This window comes from Micromonospora sp. NPDC006431, from assembly GCF_042870725.1.
In the GTDB taxonomy this organism is placed as follows: domain Bacteria; phylum Actinomycetota; class Actinomycetes; order Mycobacteriales; family Micromonosporaceae; genus Micromonospora.
On record NZ_JBIAHQ010000008.1, the window covers coordinates 229,339 to 246,817 of the forward strand.

Here is a 17,479-nt window from a genome sequence, read left to right on the forward strand (position 1 = left end):
CATGGTGACGCACCGGGGCAGGTGGACGCTGCGGGACCGCGCCGAGAGCATCATGCGCGCCCTTCCGGTCACCGTGGCCCCGGGCACCGCCGCGCTGACCGTACGCCTCGACCACCCCCGCGACGCGGGCGTGCTGGACCTCGGCTGCCTCGGGCCGGCCGGCTTCCGCGGCTGGTCGGGCGGCGCCCGCGACGGCTGGACCATCACCGCCGACTGGGCCACCCCCGGCTATCTGCCCGGCGAGCTGGAGCCCGGCGAATGGCAGGTGCTGCTCCGGCTGCACCGCATCCCGCCCGACGGGCTGCCCTACGAGGTCACCGCCACCACCAGCACCCGCTCCCCAGCCCCGCCGGCCGCGCCCGCGCCGCCGCCCCGGCCGGAACGCCCGCCCCGCCCCGCGCTGCCCGAGGTGGACGGGCGGCGGTGGCTCGCCGGGGACCTGCACGCGCACACCGTGCACAGCGACGGCGCGTACACCGTCGACGAACTGGCCGCCCTATCCACCGCGCGGGGCCTGGACTTCCTCGCCGTCACCGACCACAACACCGTCAGCCACCACCCCTGGCTGCCCGCCGCCTCGGCCCGCTACGGCATCACGCTCGTGCCCGGGCAGGAGGTGACCACCGACCGGGGGCACGCCAACGTCTTCGGCCCGGTCGGCTGGGTCGACTTCCGGCAGCCGCCGGACGAGTGGCTGGCCACCGCGGAGCGGGCCGGCGGGCTGATGTCGGTCAACCACCCGCTCGGCGGCGACTGCGCCTGGCGGCAGCCGCTCACCACCCGGACCCGGCTCGCCGAGGTGTGGCACTCCGGCTGGTGGGACCGCACCTGGGGCGCCCCGCTCGCCTGGGCGCAGGCGTGGCGGCCGGACGTCGTACCGGTCGGGGGCAGCGACTTCCACCGGCCCGGCGCGGACGCGCTGCCCGGTGCGCCGACCACCTGGGTGCTCGTCGACGGCGACCCCACCGACGAGGCGGCCGTCCGCGCCGCGCTGGCCGCCGGTCGCACCGCCGTCTCCGCCGGGCCCGACGCGCCCCGGCTGCTGCGCCTGGGCGACGAGCTGCTGGCGCTCGACGCGGACGGCGCGCTGCTCGGCTACCCGGACGGCCGGCACCGGGTCGTCCGCGGTGACCGGTGCCTGCTGCCGGCCGCGGACGGGCTGCACGTCCTGGAATCCCACCGCATGGAGGTGATCGCACTGTGCAGCTGACCGGACGCACCAGAGTGGCCGGAGCCCCGGTCAACTACGGCATCTACCAGGCGACCGACCCGGACGTCGGTCCGGAGGACCTGCTCGCGTCGCTGGCCACCGACGGCTATACCGGCGTGGACTCCGGGCCGATCGGCTACCTCGGGACCGGCGAGGTGCTCACCCGCCGGCTGGCCACGGCCGGCGTCGGGCTCGCCGGCGGCTGGGTCGACCTGCGCTTCGCCGACCCGGACGGGTTCACCGCGGACCTGGCCCAGCTCGACGCGGCCCTGGACGTGTTCACCGCCGCGCCGGTCGACGACCCGCGCTTCGCGCCCCGGCCCACCCTGGCCTGCTCCGCCAACCCGGCCCGGATGGCCCGGCCCGGCACCCCGCCGGACCTGGCCTCGGCGCTGCCCGCCGCCGCCTGGCCGGGCTTTGCCGCCCGGGTGCAGCAGGCCGTCGACCGGTGCCGGGACCGCGGCCTGGAGCCGGTGTTCCACTACCACCTGGGCACCGACGTGGAGACCGAGGCGGAGGCCGACCGGCTGCTGGAACTGACCGACGTGGCGATCTGCCTCGACACCGGGCACCTGACCCTGGCCGGCGGCGACCCGGTCGCGGCGGTCCACCGCTGGGCCGGCCGGACCGGCCAGGTACACCTCAAGGACGCCGACCTGGCCGCGCACCGCCGGGTCCGCGACGCCGGCGGCGGCCTCGGCGAGGTGGTCGCCGCGGGCGGGTTCTGCGCCCTGGGCGCCGGCGACGTCGACCTCGCCGGGGTGCTGCGCGGGCTGGACGAGACCGGCTACACCGGCTGGCTGGTGATCGAGCAGGACGCGCCCGAGCGGGGCCGGAACCTGGACCGGATCCGCGCCGACCAGCGGGCCAACCTGCGCTGGTTGGCGGAGGTGCGGCGATGACCGAACCGGGCAAGCGGATCCGGATCGCGGTGGCCGGGCTGGGGGTCATCGCCCGTACGGTGCACCTGCCCCTGCTGCAGCGCCGCGCCGACCTGTTCGACGTCGTCGCGCTCAGCGACCTGTCCCCCGCGCGGCTGGCCGAACTCGGCGACCGGTACGGCGTCGAACCGGCCCGAAGGTATGCGGACGCGGCCGACCTGCTGGACGGCGGCGGCTGCGACGCGGTGCTGCTGGCGACCTCCGGGTCACACGGCGAACTCGCCGCCGCGGCGCTGGACCGGGGGCTGCCCGTGCTCTGCGAGAAGCCGCTCGCCTACACCCTCGCCGAAACGGACCGGCTGACCGGGGCGGCGCTGATGGTGGGCTACATGAAGCAGTACGACCCGGCGGTGGCCGAGGCCGCCCGCCTGCTGGACGGGATCGGCGGTGCGGCGGCGGTGCACGCGGTCGAGGTGACCGTCCTGCACGCCGCCGGGGAGCAGCAGCTCGCCTTCGCCCACCTGCCCCCGCCACCGCGGGACGTGCCGGCCGCGGCGGAGGCGCGGCTGCGGGAGGCCGACGCGCGGCTGCTCGACGCCGCAGTGGGCCGGGACGCCGGGGCGCGCACCCTCTACCAGATCCTGATCAACAGCATCTCGCACGACCTGTCCCTGCTGCGGTTGTTCACCGGGCCACCGGCCACGGTGGACCACGTGGCGACCTGGCCGCTGACGCCCGACGGGCCGGCCGAGCCGTCGGTGGAGATCTCCGGCCGGCTGCCCGCCGGCGGCCGGTACGGCATCCGGTGGCTCAACCTGCCCGACTGCCCGGCCTACCGGGAGACGGTCACCCTGCACCACGCCCGGGGCACCCTGGAGCTGGTCTTCCCGTCGCCGTACCTGCTCAACGCACCGACCACGCTGACCGCGGTGGACCGGCACTCCGGCGGCGAGCGGCGAGCGCAGTTCCGGTCGGTGACCGAGGCGTTCGAGCAGGAACTGGTCGCCTTCCACGCGATGGTGACCGGGGGTACGCGCCCGCTGACCGGCGTCGCCGAGGGCGCGGCCGACCTACGCACCAGCCAACAGGTGGTACGCCGCTACGGGGAGCTGACCGGGGCGGCGATCGGCGGAGAGGCGGCGAGCTGATGGACCGGCTGACCGAGATCATCGTGGTGCCACACACCCACTGGGACCGGGAGTGGTACGAGCCGTTCCAGCGGTTCCGGCTGCGGCTGGTGGCGCTGCTCGACGAGGTGTTCGACCGGATGGCGACCGACGAACGCCAGCGGTTCACCCTGGACGGCCAGCTCGCCGCGGTCGACGACTACCTGGAGGTACGCCCGGAGCGCCGGGAGCAGGTGATCACGCTGGTCCGGGCGGGCCGGCTGGCCGTCGGGCCGTGGCAGATCCTGCTCGACGAGTTCCTCTGCTCCGGGGAGAACATCGTCCGCAACCTGGAGCGCGGGCTGGCCCGCAGCGCGGCGCTGGGCGGGGCCATGCCGGTCGGCTACCTGCCCGACATGTTCGGGCACATCGCGCAGATGCCACAGCTGCTGGCCGGCGCCGGGCTGGCCCACGCCTGCGTGTTCCGGGGCGTACCGGACCGCGTCCGGTCGCACGCGTTCGCCTGGCAGGCCCCGGACGGCACCACGATCCGCACCGAGTACCTGCCCGGCGGCTACGGCAACGCCGCCGGGCTGATGGACGACCCACGACTGGTCACCCGAAGGGCCACCGACCTGGCCGAGCGGCTGCGCGGCTGGCGGTCCACCGGCGACGACACTCCGATCCTGGCGATGTACGGCACCGACCACGCCGCGCCGGCCCCGGACGCCCCGGACCGGCTGGCCGCCGCGGCCGTCGACGGGGTGCGACTGCGGCTCGGCACCCTCGCCGAGTACTTCGCCACCCAGCCGACCACGGTGGACGGGCTGCCCACGGTGGCCGGCGAGCTGCGTTCGCACGCCCGGGCCAACATCCTGCCCGGCGTGATCTCGGTACGCGCCCACCTCAAACAGGCGATGGGCCGGGCCGAGCGGCGCGTCGAGCGGTACGCCGAACCGCTCGCCGCGCTCTACCACGACCCGTCCGTGCAGCGGTTCCTGGACATGGCCTGGACCCGGCTGATCGACGCGAGCTGCCACGACTCGGTGACCGGCTGCGGCTGCGACGAGACCGCCGAGCAGGTGGCCGCCCGGCTCGCCGAGGCGGACCAGCTCGGGCGGGCGGTCTGCGACCTGGTGGGGGCACGGCTGGCCGGCGCGGTGCCCCGCGACGGGTACCTGCTGTTCAACCCGACCCCCGCGGCCCGGACGGCGCTGGTACGGCTGGACGTCGAGGCCCCGGCGGACGGGCCGGTCGGGCTGGCCGGCGCGGACGGCAGGGTCGCGCCGGCCCAGGTCCTCGACCAGGCACGGACGCTGCTCGCCGACGACGTGGTGCCGGCCGCCGACCTGCCCGCGATCCTCACCCGGGTGCACGGCACCGAGCTGTACGGACAGGAGATCACCGCCTGGTCGGTGTCCCCCGCCGACGCCACCCTGACCTTCCAGGTGGCCCGGCACGGCGACCCCGCCTTCGACGTCGAGGACGTCCGGCTCGCGCTCGCCGCGGCCACCGGCCCGGACCGGTGGCGGGTACGCATCGTCGCCGCCCCGCGGATGACCGTCGCCGCGCTGGTGGACGTCCCCGCGCTGGGACACGCCGCGGTCCGCCCGGTCGCCCTGCCGCCGGGCACCCCGGCCGCCGCAGCGGTCCCGGCGGGCCCGGCGCGGGATGGCAGCACGCCGGTCACGGTGGCCGGCCGGACCGTCGACAACGGTCTGCTGCGGGTGGAGGTCGCCGAGGACGGCACGTTGCGACTGTCCACCCCGGACGGGCTCAGCGTCGCCGGGGTCGGCCGGCTCGTCGACGGCGGCGACGTGGGCGACAGCTACAACTACGCCCCACCCGTCGCCGACGAACTGGTCGACAAGCCCCGGGCGGTGCGTACCGTCGTCGTGCACGACGGCCCGGTGGTCGCCGTGCTCGACGTGATCCGGGAGTACCGGTGGCCGGTCGGCGCGGACGTGGACGCCGGCTCGCGCCGGGTGGAGCGGGAAACGGTCTCGGTGACCACCCGGGTGGAGGTCCGGGCCGGTGAGCCGTTCGCCCGGCTGCGGCTCGCCTTCGACAACCGTTGCGACGACCACCGGGTCCGGCTGCACCTGCCGCTGCCGGCGCCGGCCCGCTCCTCGTACGCCGAAGGCCAGTTCGCGGTCGTCGAGCGTGGGTTGACCGCCGAGGGCGGCGGCGGCGAGGTCCCGCTGCCGACCTTCCCCGCCTCCGGGTTCGTCGCGGCCGGGAGTGCGGAGGGCTCGCTCGCGGTGCTGCTGACCCAGCCCACCGAGTACGAGCTGACCGAGTCCGGCCGGGAGCTGGCGATCACCGTGCTGCGGGCGATCGGGATGCTGTCCCGCAACCGGCACGCCCTGCGGGACGAACCCGCCGGCCCGCAGCTGCCCACGCCGCAGGCCCAGTGCCGGGGCGAGCGCAGCGTCGAACTGGCGGTGCTGCCGTTCCGGGGCGACTGGGACTCCGCCCGGGTGCCGGCGGCGGCCGAGGCGTACCGGCACGAACTGCTGGCATTCCCGGGCACCGGTGATCCGTCGGCCGGACTGCCGGCGCCGGTGACCGGGCTGACGGTCGACGGGGACGGCGTCACGCTGACCAGCGTCCGGGACCGGGACGGCCGGGTCGAGCTGCGGGTGGTGGCGACCCGCGGCACCGCCGCCGTCATCGGAGCCGGCCGCCGCGTACGCGGCGCGTGGCGGGCCGACCTGCGCGGCCGGCCGGGCGAGGCCCTGCCGGTCGACGGGGAGGGCCTGGTCCGACTGCCGCTGCGGGCGTGGGAGATCGCCACCGTCCAACTGGACCTGGCGAGCTGAGGCGAGGGCCCGGCCCCGCCCCGCCCGGCCCTCAGGCCGTCGGCGTGACCGCCCGCAGCCAGGCCTGGGCGATCAGGGCGTGGCCGAACGGGGTCGGGTGCACGCCGTCGCGGGTCCACACCCGGTCGTCGACGTCGGCGGCCTGGAACAGCTCGTCCACGGCGACCAGCGTCGCGTCGAACTCGGCGGCGAGGCGGCGGACCACGTCGACCTTCGGGTCGAGGTCCTCCCGCCAGGCGCGCTGGGCGTCGTCGAGCGGGATGACGAAGGGCTCGACGAGGATGATGCGGGCACCCAGCCGCCGGGTCTCCTGGAGAATGTGCCGGTAGTCGCGGGCGAACTCGGCGACGCTGGTCGGGTCGTCCCGGTCGTACCGCCGCCAGGTGTCGTTGACACCGATCAGCACCGACACCACCTGAGGGGCGAGGGCCAGGCAGTCGGTCTCCCAGCGGACGCGCAGGTCGCGTACCCGGTCGCCGCTGATCCCCCGGTTGCGGAAGCTGACCCGGTGCTCGGGGTGCCGGGCGGTGAACCAGGCCGCGGCCATCATCGCGTACCCGGTGCCGAGGTCCTCACCACCGGACCGGTCCCGGCCGGCGTCGGTGATGCTGTCGCCGATGAAAAGCACCCGCCCACCGTGAGGCACCGCCACCGTCATCCACCCGTCTCCTCCCGCTCGACGACCCGCCCATGATCATGCCGCAGCCGTACGACGGCTGACTTCCGGCCGAGACGTGAGGGAAAATCCGCCATCCGGCTGTTGCGTTCCGGCCCTCGAACCCGATCAAGCATTCGTGGCTGCGCGGCGGCGGGCGGGAAAATCCCCCTAAGTTGACCTTGTCCGTTGCAATCGGCACACAAACGATGGTTGACTGCTGCACCATGCCAGAGCCGACGACCACGGACAGGCCGGTAATTTCGTGAGAAGCTCCGACATCACCCCAGTGTCCACAGTTGGTCGACGCCGGGTCACCTGGCGACAGCGGGCGGCGCGCTGGTTGGATCCGACCGTCGCGCAGTGGGACGTCGCACCACAGGAGACGCACGAGCCGCCCCCACCGCCCTCGGACGAACCGCCACCCAGTCCCTGGCCGGCGATCTGCGAGCAGTTCGCGATGCGGATCATGGCGTCGGCGTACCAGATGGGTTCCCACCTGGAGGCGATGGAGACCGACGAGCAGGATCCCGACCGGCTGGAGCGGCTCTACCGGATCGACCACGCGAACACCCGGATCCGGCGGCACGCGGAGAACCTCCAGGTCCTGCTGGGCCGCCGGGTCGAGGACGCCAACCCGCAGACCGTCACCCTGGTCGACGTCGTCCGGGCGGCCAGTTCGGCGGTCGAGCACTACCCCCGCATCCGGATGGGTCACGTGCTGGACCTGGCGGTGGTCGAGTTCGCCGCCGACGACGTGATCCGGGTGCTCACCGAACTGCTGGACAACGCCACCCGGTTCTCCCCGCCCACCTCCCCGGTGATCGTGTCGGCGTTCATCACCGAGGACGGCAGCGTCCTGCTGCGCATCGAGGACGCCGGGGTTGGCCTCCACCCCGATCATGTCGTCCAGCTCAACGCGTTGCTCGGCGGCCGACCGCTCAGCCCGGCCACCCTCGACCCCGCAGCCCACCTCGGGCTCGCCGTCGTCGCCCACCTGGCCGGCATCCACCGGCTGCGGGTCACCCTGACCAACCGACCCTCGGGCGGGACCACCGCGACCGTGCTGGTCCCCGGCGCACTGCTCTGCGAGATCCCCACCCCGGCGGGCCCGGACCCCGCCACCCCGTCGCCGGTCTGGCCGCCCCCGCCCGGACCGGTACCCGGCCAGGCCGGCGTGCCCATCCCCCCGCCGCCGGCCTGGCCACCCCCGCCTGCCGGACGCGGCACCGAAGCCTGGAGTACGCCGATGGCCACGCCCCCGGACAGCACCCACGCGCCGACCGTGCGCCTGGCCACGCTGGCTGGCCAGGCCGCCGAACCGCAGCCGTCCGGCGGCCTGCCCCGGCGGGTACCGGCGAGCGTCCGGGACGACCCCGCGGCGGCGCCCCCGCCCCCGGGCGACCCCGGCGCCGGATCCCCACCCGAGGCGTGGCCGGACGAGACGGCGGCCTTCGCCGCCGGCGTCAGCGACGCCCGGACCACCAGCGACGAAGGGCAGCAGCGATGAGCCACGCATACCGCCGCACCGGCCCGGCGGCCACCGGCCAGGGGCTGCCCGACTGCGCCTGGCTGATCCGTCAGTTCGCCGAGGACGTACCCGGGGTCACCCACGCGATGCTGGTGTCCCTGGACGGCCTCCAGCTCGCCGCCTCCCGCAGCGTCAACCGCGACCTCGGGGACCAGCTCTCCGCGCTGACCGCGGGCCTGCTGAGCATGGCCGACCGCAGCGCGTCCCTGCTGGACCTCGGCGCCTCCGAGTACCTGACGGTCCGGCTGCCCCGCGGGCACCTGCTGTTCATGCGGGTCGGCGAGTCGGCGGGCCTGGCGGTCGCCGCCGCCCCCGGCTGCGACCTGCGGGTCGTCTCGTACCAGATGACCCAGTTCGTCGGCGCGGTGTGGCACGCCCTCACCCCACAGGTCCGCCACGAGCTGCACCGGATGACCGCCGGTCAGCCCGGCTGACCGGGGCGAAGGAGATCATGTCGATGACCTACTGGAAGGTGCGGCCGTACGTGCTGACCGCCGGACGGACCCGCACCCGGCAGCCGCTGCTGGTGCACACCCTGGTGTCGGTGCCGCACTACGACGCCGTCTTCGCCTCCGCGCTGCTGCCCGAGGCCCGGACGCTGTACGAGCATGCCCGCCCGGCGGCCCGCTCCGTGGCCGAACTCTCGGCGGTCTGCGGGATGTCGCTGGGGGTGACCCGGGTGGTTGTCGACGACCTGGCCGCCACCGACCGGCTGCTGATCCACACCGACCACCACAACGTCGACTTCCGCCTCCTGGAGAGACTGCGCGATGGCCTCCGCAAGCTTGCCTGACGCCCCCCTGCTGACCTCGGCGAAGATCGTCATCGCCGGCGGCTTCGGGGTCGGCAAGACCACCTGCGTCGCGTCCATCTCGGAGATCCCGCCGATCAACACCGAGGCGTGGATGACCGCGGCCAGCGAGACCGTCGACCGGATGGACCCGGGGATCGACAAGAAGACCACGACGGTGGCAATGGACTTCGGCCGGCTGACCATCGGCCCCGACCTGGTGCTGTACCTGTTCGGCACGCCGGGCCAGCCCCGGTTCTGGCCGATGTGGGACGACCTGTGCCGGGGCGCGGTCGGCGCGCTGGTGCTCGCCGACACCCGGAACCTGGCCGCCGCGTTCCCGGCGGTCAACTACTTCGAGCAGGACAGCGACCTGCCGTTCGTGGTCTGCGTGAACCTCTTCGACGGGGTGCTGCACCACCCGCTCGAGGAGGCACGCGAGGCGCTCGCGCTGCCCGCCGGCGTACCGCTGACCGCCTGCGACGCCCGTGACCCGTCGTCGGTGGCGCGGGCGCTGCTGACGGTCGTGGAACACACCATGTCCCGCACCGCCCGGCCGACCGCGGGCGCGCTCGCCGGCCGGTAGCTCAACCTGGAGGAACGATGCGCAAGATCCTGATCGTCGGGGCCGGACAGTCCGGGCTCCAGCTCGCCCTGAGCCTGCTCGCCGAGGGCTACGACGTGACCGTCATGTCCGCCCGTACGCCGGACGAGATCCGCCGCGGCTGGGTGATGAGCACCCAGGCGATGTTCGGCACCGCGCTGGCCACCGAACGCCGGTACGGGCTGGACCTGTGGCAGGACCTGGCCCCCCGGATCGAGGGGCTGCAGGTCTCGCTGTCCGCCCCGCCCGGCGAGCGGGCGCTGCGGATCCCGTGCCCGATCGACGAACCGGCGCAGAGCACCGACCAGCGGATCAAGATGGCCGCCTGGCTGGAGCTGTTCGAGCAGCGCGGCGGGACCGTGCTCTACCAGACGGTGACCACCGCCGACCTGGACGGGCTGGCCCGGCTCGGCCGCTACGACCTAACCGTCGTGGCCGCCGGCAAGGGCGACCTGGTGGCCGTCTTCGACCGGGACCCGCAGCGCTCGGTCTACGACACGCCGCAGCGGGGGCTGGCCGTGGCGTACGTGCACGGGATGGCCCCGGACCCGCTGCTGCCGATGCCGCACGTCGGCTTCAACGCCGTTCCGGGGTTGGGTGAGCTGTTCGTCATCCCGGCGCTGACCCACTCCGGCCCCTGCGAGATCCTCTTCTGGGAGGCGGTGCCCGGCGGCCCGCTGGACCTGTGGACCGAACGGCGCGACCCGGCCGAGCACCTCAAGCTCACCCTCGACCTGACCCGTCGCTACACCCCGTGGGTCTACGAGCGGTGCCGCGATGTGGAGCTGACCGACGGCCGGGCCACCCTCTCCGGCCGGTACACCCCGACGGTCCGCCGCCCGGTGGCCGAACTGCCCTCGGGCGGGCTCGTGCTCGGCATGGCCGATGTGGTGGTCGCCAACGACCCGATCACCGGTCAGGGCAGCAATACCGCGGCCAAGTGCGCGTACTCGTACCTGGGGTCAATCATGGAGCGCGGCGACCGGCCGTTCGACCGGGAGTGGATGACGCAGACCTTCGAGCGGTTCTGGACGGCCGCCGGCGAGGCGGTCACCGGCTGGACCAACGCGATGCTGCAACCGTTGCCGCCGCACGTGCAGCAGATCCTGGGCGCCGCCGCGGGGAACCCGGTGGTCGCCCGCCGCTTCGCCAACGGCTTCAGCGACCCGAACGACTTCCGGGACTGGTTCATGACGCCGGACGCCGCCGAGCGTTACCTGGCCAGCGTCCCCGGCTGACCGGGCGGGCCGGCATCCACCCATCCCGATGGATCCGGGCTGCGGGGCCGATCAGCACCCGGCTCCCGCCGCCGGCGTCGCTTGGCCGCCGCCTTGCGCGGCATCGGCGCGGCCTGCCGCGGCACCGCGACCAGGGTCGACCGCCGGCGACGACAGCCCCGGTTCCGCCAGAGATCCCGGCCACCCGGTCCCGGAGGCCCTCCTGGCGGGCGAGACCGGGTGGGCCGGAAAGGCGAGGCTGGCCTGTAGATCTTGACGACTTCGCGTCGATGCGGGTGGATAGGGCCTACTCAACTGAAGGCCAGCGCTGCCCTGGCTTTCCCGGAGAGAGGATCCCCATGACCATCCCACGCCTGCGCGGCGCCGCGCTGGCCACGGTCGCCCTGGTGGCTGCCGGGTCGGCGGTGGCACCGGACGCGGCCGGCGCGGCACCCGGCGACCCCGGTGCCCCGCGCTACTCTGCCGGTGCGGCGAGCGTCCACGACCCGTACTTCCCTGACCAGGGCAACGGCGGGTACGACGTCCAGCACTACGACCTCAACTTCGCCTACGACCCGGCGACCCGGTTCATGGACGCCACCGCCACGATCACCGCGGTCGCCACCCAGGACCTCGACCGGTTCAACCTCGACTTCCGCGGTCCGGACGTCACCTCGGTGACGGTCAACGGGCACGCGCACGAGTTCACCCGCGAGGGCCAGGAGCTGATCGTCACCCCGCGCCCGAAGCTCAAGGCCGGGCAGACGTTCACCGTGGTGGTGAAGTACGCCGGCGTACCGGGCCCGATCACCGACCCGGACGGGTCGATCGAGGGCTGGGTGCCGACCGACGACGGCGTCTTCGTGGCCGGGGAGCCGCAGGGCGCGCCGGCCTGGCTGCCCACCAACGACCACCCGACCGACAAGGCCACCTTCCGGTTCACCGCGAAGGTGCCGGAGGGCCTCACCGCGGTCGGCAACGGCCAGCTCCTCTCCCAGGAGACCAAGGACGGCTGGACCACCTTCGTCTGGGACTCGACCGAGCCGATGGCCACCTACCTGGCGACCATCACCATCGGCAACTTCGTGGTCACCGAGTCGACCACGCCGAGCGGCATCCCGGTGTACGTCGCGGTCGACCCGCGGCTGGTCGCCGGCTCGGCCGCCGCGGTGGCGCAGATCCCCAAGATGATCGACTTCTTCGCCTCGAAGTTCGGCCCGTACCCGTTCGCCTCCACCGGGGCGATCATCGACCGGGCCCCGAACGTGGGCTACGCCCTGGAGACCCAGACCAAGCCGATCTTCTCCAGCACGGCGAGCGTCGGCACCATGGCCCACGAGCTGGCCCACCAGTGGTACGGCGACAGCGTCTCCCCGGAGCGCTGGTCGGACATCTGGCTCAACGAGGGCTTCGCCACCTACGCCCAGTGGATGTACACCGAGTACAACGGCGGCGCGTCGGTGAGCCAGACCTTCAACAGCAGCAGCAACTACGGGCGGGCCGCCTCGTCGTCGTTCTGGCAGACCGTCCTCGCCGACCCGGGCCCCGTGGACATGTTCAGCAGCATCCCGTACAACCGGGGTGCGATGACCTTGCACGCGCTGCGCGGCAAGGTCGGCGACGACACCTTCTTCCGCATCCTGCGCGAGTGGGCGGCGAGCAACCGCTACAGCCACGCCACCACGGCCGACTTCATCGCCCTGGCCGAGAAGGAGTCCGGGCAGGACCTCGACGCCTTCTTCGACGTGTGGCTCTACCAGAAGGGCAAGCCCACCAGCTGGTGACGCCGACGGGGCCCCGCGACCGGTCGGTCGCGGGGCCCAGCCCGCCCTGGGCGCTGACCGGCGGCCGCGACGACGAGGGCCAGCGCGGCGAACGCGGTGGGCCGGGGTGCCGGATCGGCCCCGCCGCCGTCCCCGGTCTGCCACCGTTGACGGCAGAGTCCGCGCAGGTCGGGGGTGACAGGGGTGACTGAGCAGCCGCCCGTTGAGCCCAACGCCGCTGGTCAGCCCGCTGGTTCCTGGTTGACCCGGAACCTGAAGGTCCTGTCCGGGGTGTCGCTGCTGCAGGACGCCGCGTCGGAGTTGCTGTACCCGATCCTGCCGATCTTCCTGACCACTGTGCTGGGGGCGCCCGCTGCCGTGGTGGGTGCGGTGGAGGGTATCGCCGAGGGCACGGCCGCGTTGAGCAAGGTCGTCAGCGGCCGGGTCGCCGACCGGTTCCGGGCCCGCCCGATGATCGGCCTCGGGTACGGGCTCGCCGCGCTCGGCAAGGTCGCCATCGCCGCCGCCACCGTCTGGCCGATCGTCCTCGCCGGTCGCAGCGTCGACCGGTTGGGCAAGGGCATCAGGGGTGCACCCCGGGACGCGTTGATCGCGACCGGCGTGCCGGAAACCGCGAAAGGGCGGGCCTTTGGTTTCCACCGGGCGATGGACACCGCCGGCGCGGTGATCGGACCGCTCATCGGTCTCGCCGGCTACGAACTGCTGCACCACCACATCCGGCCGCTGCTCGTCATCGCCGTGGTGCCCGCCGTGGCCAGCGCCATCCTGGTCGTCGCGGTCCGCGAGCCACCCCGCCGCCGCCACCGCACCGGCGGCTGGCACCCACGGCACCTGCCCAACCGCTACTGGCGGGTGGTCGGCGTACTGGCGCTGTTCAGCCTGGTCAACTTTCCCGACGCACTCCTGCTCCTCCGCCTGCACGAGATCGGTTTCTCCGTCCCCGCGGTCATCGGCGCCTACGTCACCTACAACGCGGTCTACGCCATGCTCAGCTATCCGGCCGGGGTCGTCGCCGATCGGCTGTCACCCCGCACGGTCTTCGGCGCCGGCCTGATTCTCTTCGCCCTCGCCTACACCGGGCTCGGTCTGACCCACTCCCACACCGCGGCGTGGCTGCTCCTGGCCGCCTACGGCGGATTCACCGCCTTCACCGACGGCGTCGGGAAAGCCTGGATCTCCGGCCTCCTGGCCCGCCACGAACAGGGCACCGGCCAGGGCCTGTTCCAGGGACTGACCGGCCTGGCGATCCTGGTCGCCGGCCTCTGGGCCGGATTCGCCTGGGGTCACGACGGCACCCTCCCCCTCCTGGTCTCCGGAATCGCCGCCGCCGTCCTCGCCGCCTGGCTCCTCACCGGCCCCGTCCGACACCGCGTCAAACTGCTCTCGGCAGGTGGCGGCCGGACCTGACCCGGTGCAGCCACGATCCGCTACGGCGTCAGCCGCCGCAGCAACCAGGCCGGCTCCGGGTTCACCACCGCCTCGCCACGCACCACGACGGTCGGGACCGTCTCGTCCCCGCCGGCGACCGCCCGGACCGCCGCGGCCCCGGCCGGGTCACGCCAGATGTTCACCCAGTACGCCCCGCCAGCCCGGTGGCCGAGCCGGAGCCGCAGCCGCAGGCAGTACCGGCAGCCGGGCCGCCAGTAGACGACCGGCCGGCCGTCCCGGGCGCTGCGCTGCTGCGCCTGCCCGGCCGGCAGCGACCGCGGGAAGACCAGCGGGGAGAACAGGGCCGCCAGCACCAGGAAGATCAGGAACTGGGTCACCGCGAGCCCGGGCGTGTCCTGGGTGACCGCGACGAGCACCCCGCACGCCAGCATCACGCTGGCCATCCACCAACTCCGCAGCACGCCGCGGAATGCTACCCGCCACCGATGGTCGACCTGCGCGCCCGGCCTCGGCGGCCGGACGGAGGCTTCAGGCCGTCGCGTCAGCCAGGAGTTCGAGCAGGTGGCGGTACGGTTGCCCGGTCGCCCGGGCCATTCCGATCTCACAGGTCCGGTTGACCGAGGCGTACCCGTCGAAGGGTCGGGCGGACACGGCGGCCGCCTCCTCGCGGGTGGCTGCGGCGGTCAGCTCCGGGTGCAGCAGCCCGCGGTCCCCGGCGAAGCCGCAGCACTGCCAGCCGTCCGGAACCACGACCTCGTCGGCGATCGCCCGGGCCACGGAGAGCAGCGCCTCGTCCAGCCCCAGCCGGGTCGACGAGCAGGTCGGGTGCAGCGCGAGGGCGCCGAGCCGGCGCCGTACGGTGAGCCGGGGCAGCAGCTCCGTGGCGGCGTACGCGACGGCGTCGACCACTCGCAGCGGGCCGGCGTCGGCGAGCAGCTTGGCGAAGCCCTCGGTGCAGGAGGCCGCGTCGCTGACCACCGGCAACGCCCCGTCGCGGCTGGCCGCCCGCAGCGCCGGCGGCACCCGGTCGTGGACGCGCTGGTAGCCGGCGGTGAGGCCCTTGGACGACCAGGGTGTGCCGCAGCACATGGTGGCCACCCCGTCCGGCACGAGCAGGCGCAACCCGGCCCGCTCGGCCAGGGTGAGCACGGCGGCGGCGACACCCGACCCGCCCTCGGCGGGGGCGAAGAGCGTGCCCAGGCAGGACGGGACGAAAACCGCGTCCGGCTCGTCGACCGGGCGCGGCCGGCGGACCTGGCCACCACGGGGCAGGTCGCGTCGCCACTGCGGGACCCGGTCGGCGCCGAGCACGGCGCGGGCCGCGCGGGTGGCCGCCTCGGGGAGCGCGGGCGGCAGCGCGCCGGCCAGGTCCAGGCCGCGGGCCATGCCCCGGGTGGCCGCGCCCCACCGGTTGGCCGCCCCGCGCCAACCAGCCTGCGCCACGCTGCCGGTGCGGTCGCTGCGCAGCCGTCTCACCAGGTCGCCGGTGTTGATGAGGACCGGGCAGGCGGTCGCACACATGCCGTCGACCGCGCAGGTGTCGACCGCGTCGTAGCCGTAGGCGTCCGCCAGCTCCCGGGCCAGCGCGAGGTCGCCGTCGGCGCGGGCGGCGGCGATCTCCCGGCGCAGCACGATCCGCTGTCGTGGGGTGGTGGTCAGGTCGCGGCTGGGGCAGACCGGCTCGCAGTAGCCGCACTCGACGCAGCGGTCCACCTCGGGTTCGACCGTGGGCACGGTCTTCAGGTGCCGCAGGTGGACGTCGGGGTCGTCGCTGAGCAGCACCCCCGGGTTGAGCACCCCGTCGGGGTCGCAGAGCGTCTTCACCTCGCGCATCACCGCGTACAGCTCGTCGCCGAACTGGCGCCGCACGTACGGGGCCATCACCCGGCCGGTGCCGTGCTCGGCCTTGAGCGTGCCGCCGTGGCCGAGGACCAGATCGACCATCTCCTCGGTGAAGTCGGCGTACCGGGCCGGGGCCCCGCCGTGCGCGAACCGCTCGTTGAGCATGAAATGCAGGTTGCCGTCCTTGGCGTGGCCGAAGATCACGCTCTCCTCGTACCGGTGCCGGTCGAAGAGGTCGGCGAGCGCGGCGCAGGTGTCGGCGAGTGCCGCCACCGGGACGGCGATGTCCTCCAACAGGGCGGTGGTGCCCGAGGGACGGGCGCCGGCGACGGCCGCGTACAGGCCCTTGCGGATGTGCCAGAGTGCGGCGCGGGCGGCCGCCTCGCCGCTGAGCCGGGCCGGGGTGGTCAGCGGCAGCTCGGCCAGCACCGGTCCGGCTGCCGCCACCCGCTCGGCGAGCGCGTCCGGGTCGGACTCCTGCCACTCGACCAGCAGCGCCGCGTGGTCGCGGACCGCGAGGCCGCGCAGCGCGGCGTCCGCCTTCGGGTCGCGCTGGGCGACCCGCAGCGCGGCGGCGTCGAGCAGCTCGATCGCCGCCGGCCCGGCGGCCACCAGCGCCGGCATCGCCGCCATCGCGGCGGCCAGGGTGTCGAAGACCAGCAGGCCGGTCGCGGCGTGCCGGTGCGCCGGTACGGTGCGGAAGGTGGCCGCCGCGACGAACGCGAGGGTGCCCTCGCTGCCGACCACCAGGCGGGTGAGCAGGTCCGCGGGCGAGTCGTGGTCGAGGAAGGCGTTCACGCCGTACCCCATGGTGTTCTTCATGGCGTACTGGGCGCGGATGCGGCGCACCGAGTCGGGGTTGCCGCGGACCCGGTCGCGCAGCCGCAGCAGGCCGGCGTGCAGCTCCGGCTCGGTGGCCCGGAGCCGGGCGTCGGCGTCCGGGGCGCCGGTGTCCAGCACCGTGCCGCTGGGCAGCACCAGCAGCAGCGACTCCAGCGTCCGGTAGGTGTTGAACTCGGTGCCGCAGGTCATCCCGCTGGAGTTGTTGGCGACCACACCGCCGACCGTGCAGGCGGACTCGCTGGCCGGGTCCGGCCCGAGCCGCCGGCCGTACGGGGCGAGCCGGTTGTTCACCTGCCGCAGGACCACCCCGGGCTGCACCCGGACCCGGCGGCCGTCGTCGAGCACCGCCAGCCCGCGGAAGTGCCGGCGGGTGTCGACGAGGAGCTGGTCGCTGACCGCCTGCCCGCTGAGGCTGGTGCCGCCGGAGCGGAAGGTCAGCGGCGTGCCGGTCTGCCGGCTGTGTCGCAGCAGCGCGGCGATCTGGTCGGCGTCGGTCGGGGTGACCACCGCGCGGGGGTGCAGCAGGTAGTGGGAGGCGTCGTGGGCCAGCCGGAGCCGGTCGGCGGCCCGGGTCCGCACCCCGCCGGGGACCGCCGCCTCCAGCCCGGCCAGCAGCGTCCCAGTCATCTCCGGCGTCATCGCCCACCTCCCCGGTTCCACCCTAACCAGCGGTGATCCGTCGGCGATCGACCCCTTGCAATGTGCATCGACACGGATGGATACTCGCGGCTGAAGCGTTCGCCGAGGTCAACCCCGACGCGCTCCCCGGCGACGTCCCCAGGCGCCGACGCAACCGGCGGCCAGC

At 74.4% G+C, this 17,479-nt stretch carries 14 protein-coding genes; 11 read left to right on the forward strand and 3 right to left on the reverse strand.

Features of this window, described 5'->3' with window-relative positions; translation table 11 throughout:
• Position 1: 1 nt before the first annotated feature.
• The 4 genes from ACFYM6_RS16845 to ACFYM6_RS16860 are packed head-to-tail and all read left to right on the forward strand — an operon-like array spanning position 2 to position 6,019.
• On the forward strand, positions 2 to 1,210 hold the full coding sequence (locus tag ACFYM6_RS16845; RefSeq protein WP_387276361.1) for a CehA/McbA family metallohydrolase: 1,209 nt from the start codon (positions 2 to 4) through the stop codon (positions 1,208 to 1,210).
• On the forward strand, positions 1,201 to 2,112 hold the full coding sequence (locus ACFYM6_RS16850) for a sugar phosphate isomerase/epimerase family protein (protein ID WP_387276363.1): 912 nt from the start codon (positions 1,201 to 1,203) through the stop codon (positions 2,110 to 2,112). The genes ACFYM6_RS16845 and ACFYM6_RS16850 overlap by 10 nt, the downstream gene beginning before the upstream one ends.
• Positions 2,109 to 3,239, forward strand: coding sequence for a Gfo/Idh/MocA family protein (locus ACFYM6_RS16855; protein WP_387276365.1), 1,131 nt, complete (start codon positions 2,109 to 2,111; stop codon positions 3,237 to 3,239). The genes ACFYM6_RS16850 and ACFYM6_RS16855 overlap by 4 nt, the downstream gene beginning before the upstream one ends.
• Positions 3,239 to 6,019, forward strand: a complete 2,781-nt coding sequence (locus ACFYM6_RS16860) for a hypothetical protein (protein ID WP_387276367.1) — start codon at positions 3,239 to 3,241, stop codon at positions 6,017 to 6,019. Before ACFYM6_RS16855 ends, ACFYM6_RS16860 begins: the two co-directional genes overlap by 1 nt.
• Positions 6,020 to 6,050: 31 nt before the next feature.
• On the opposite strand, the gene ACFYM6_RS16865 is transcribed toward ACFYM6_RS16860, so the two are convergent.
• Positions 6,051 to 6,677, reverse strand: coding sequence for an SGNH/GDSL hydrolase family protein (locus tag ACFYM6_RS16865; protein WP_387276369.1), 627 nt, complete (start codon positions 6,675 to 6,677; stop codon positions 6,051 to 6,053).
• A gap of 340 nt (positions 6,678 to 7,017) precedes the next feature.
• Between ACFYM6_RS16865 and ACFYM6_RS16870 the strand changes: the two genes are divergently transcribed.
• From ACFYM6_RS16870 to ACFYM6_RS16900, 7 genes are all read left to right on the forward strand, one after another.
• Positions 7,018 to 8,184, forward strand: coding sequence for a sensor histidine kinase (locus tag ACFYM6_RS16870; RefSeq protein ID WP_387276371.1), 1,167 nt, complete (start codon positions 7,018 to 7,020; stop codon positions 8,182 to 8,184).
• Positions 8,181 to 8,639: a roadblock/LC7 domain-containing protein gene (locus ACFYM6_RS16875; RefSeq protein ID WP_387276373.1), complete on the forward strand. Its 459-nt coding sequence runs from the start codon at positions 8,181 to 8,183 to the stop codon at positions 8,637 to 8,639. Before ACFYM6_RS16870 ends, ACFYM6_RS16875 begins: the two co-directional genes overlap by 4 nt.
• Before the next feature lie 23 nt (positions 8,640 to 8,662).
• Positions 8,663 to 8,998, forward strand: coding sequence for a DUF742 domain-containing protein (locus ACFYM6_RS16880; RefSeq protein WP_387276374.1), 336 nt, complete (start codon positions 8,663 to 8,665; stop codon positions 8,996 to 8,998).
• A complete protein-coding gene (locus tag ACFYM6_RS16885; RefSeq protein WP_387276376.1) occupies positions 8,976 to 9,581 on the forward strand; it encodes an ATP/GTP-binding protein in 606 nt (201 codons plus the stop codon). Before ACFYM6_RS16880 ends, ACFYM6_RS16885 begins: the two co-directional genes overlap by 23 nt.
• 17 nt (positions 9,582 to 9,598) lie before the next feature.
• Positions 9,599 to 10,837, forward strand: coding sequence for a styrene monooxygenase/indole monooxygenase family protein (locus tag ACFYM6_RS16890; protein ID WP_387276378.1), 1,239 nt, complete (start codon positions 9,599 to 9,601; stop codon positions 10,835 to 10,837).
• Positions 10,838 to 11,175: 338 nt separating this feature from the next.
• The gene (locus ACFYM6_RS16895) at positions 11,176 to 12,600 is read left to right on the forward strand and encodes a M1 family metallopeptidase (RefSeq protein ID WP_387276380.1); all 1,425 of its coding nucleotides are present in this window, start codon (positions 11,176 to 11,178) and stop codon (positions 12,598 to 12,600) included.
• Between the two features lie 240 nt (positions 12,601 to 12,840).
• A complete protein-coding gene (locus tag ACFYM6_RS16900) occupies positions 12,841 to 14,007 on the forward strand; it encodes an MFS transporter (RefSeq protein WP_387276381.1) in 1,167 nt (388 codons plus the stop codon).
• A gap of 20 nt (positions 14,008 to 14,027) precedes the next feature.
• Here the strand turns inward: ACFYM6_RS16900 and ACFYM6_RS16905 are convergent, their stop codons facing one another.
• Both ACFYM6_RS16905 and ACFYM6_RS16910 read right to left on the reverse strand, forming a co-directional pair.
• A complete protein-coding gene (locus tag ACFYM6_RS16905; protein WP_387276383.1) occupies positions 14,028 to 14,450 on the reverse strand; it encodes a glutaredoxin domain-containing protein in 423 nt (140 codons plus the stop codon).
• Between the two features lie 67 nt (positions 14,451 to 14,517).
• On the reverse strand, positions 14,518 to 17,313 hold the full coding sequence (locus ACFYM6_RS16910; RefSeq protein WP_387276385.1) for an FAD-binding and (Fe-S)-binding domain-containing protein: 2,796 nt from the start codon (positions 17,311 to 17,313) through the stop codon (positions 14,518 to 14,520).
• Between the last annotated feature and the right edge of the window lie 166 nt (positions 17,314 to 17,479).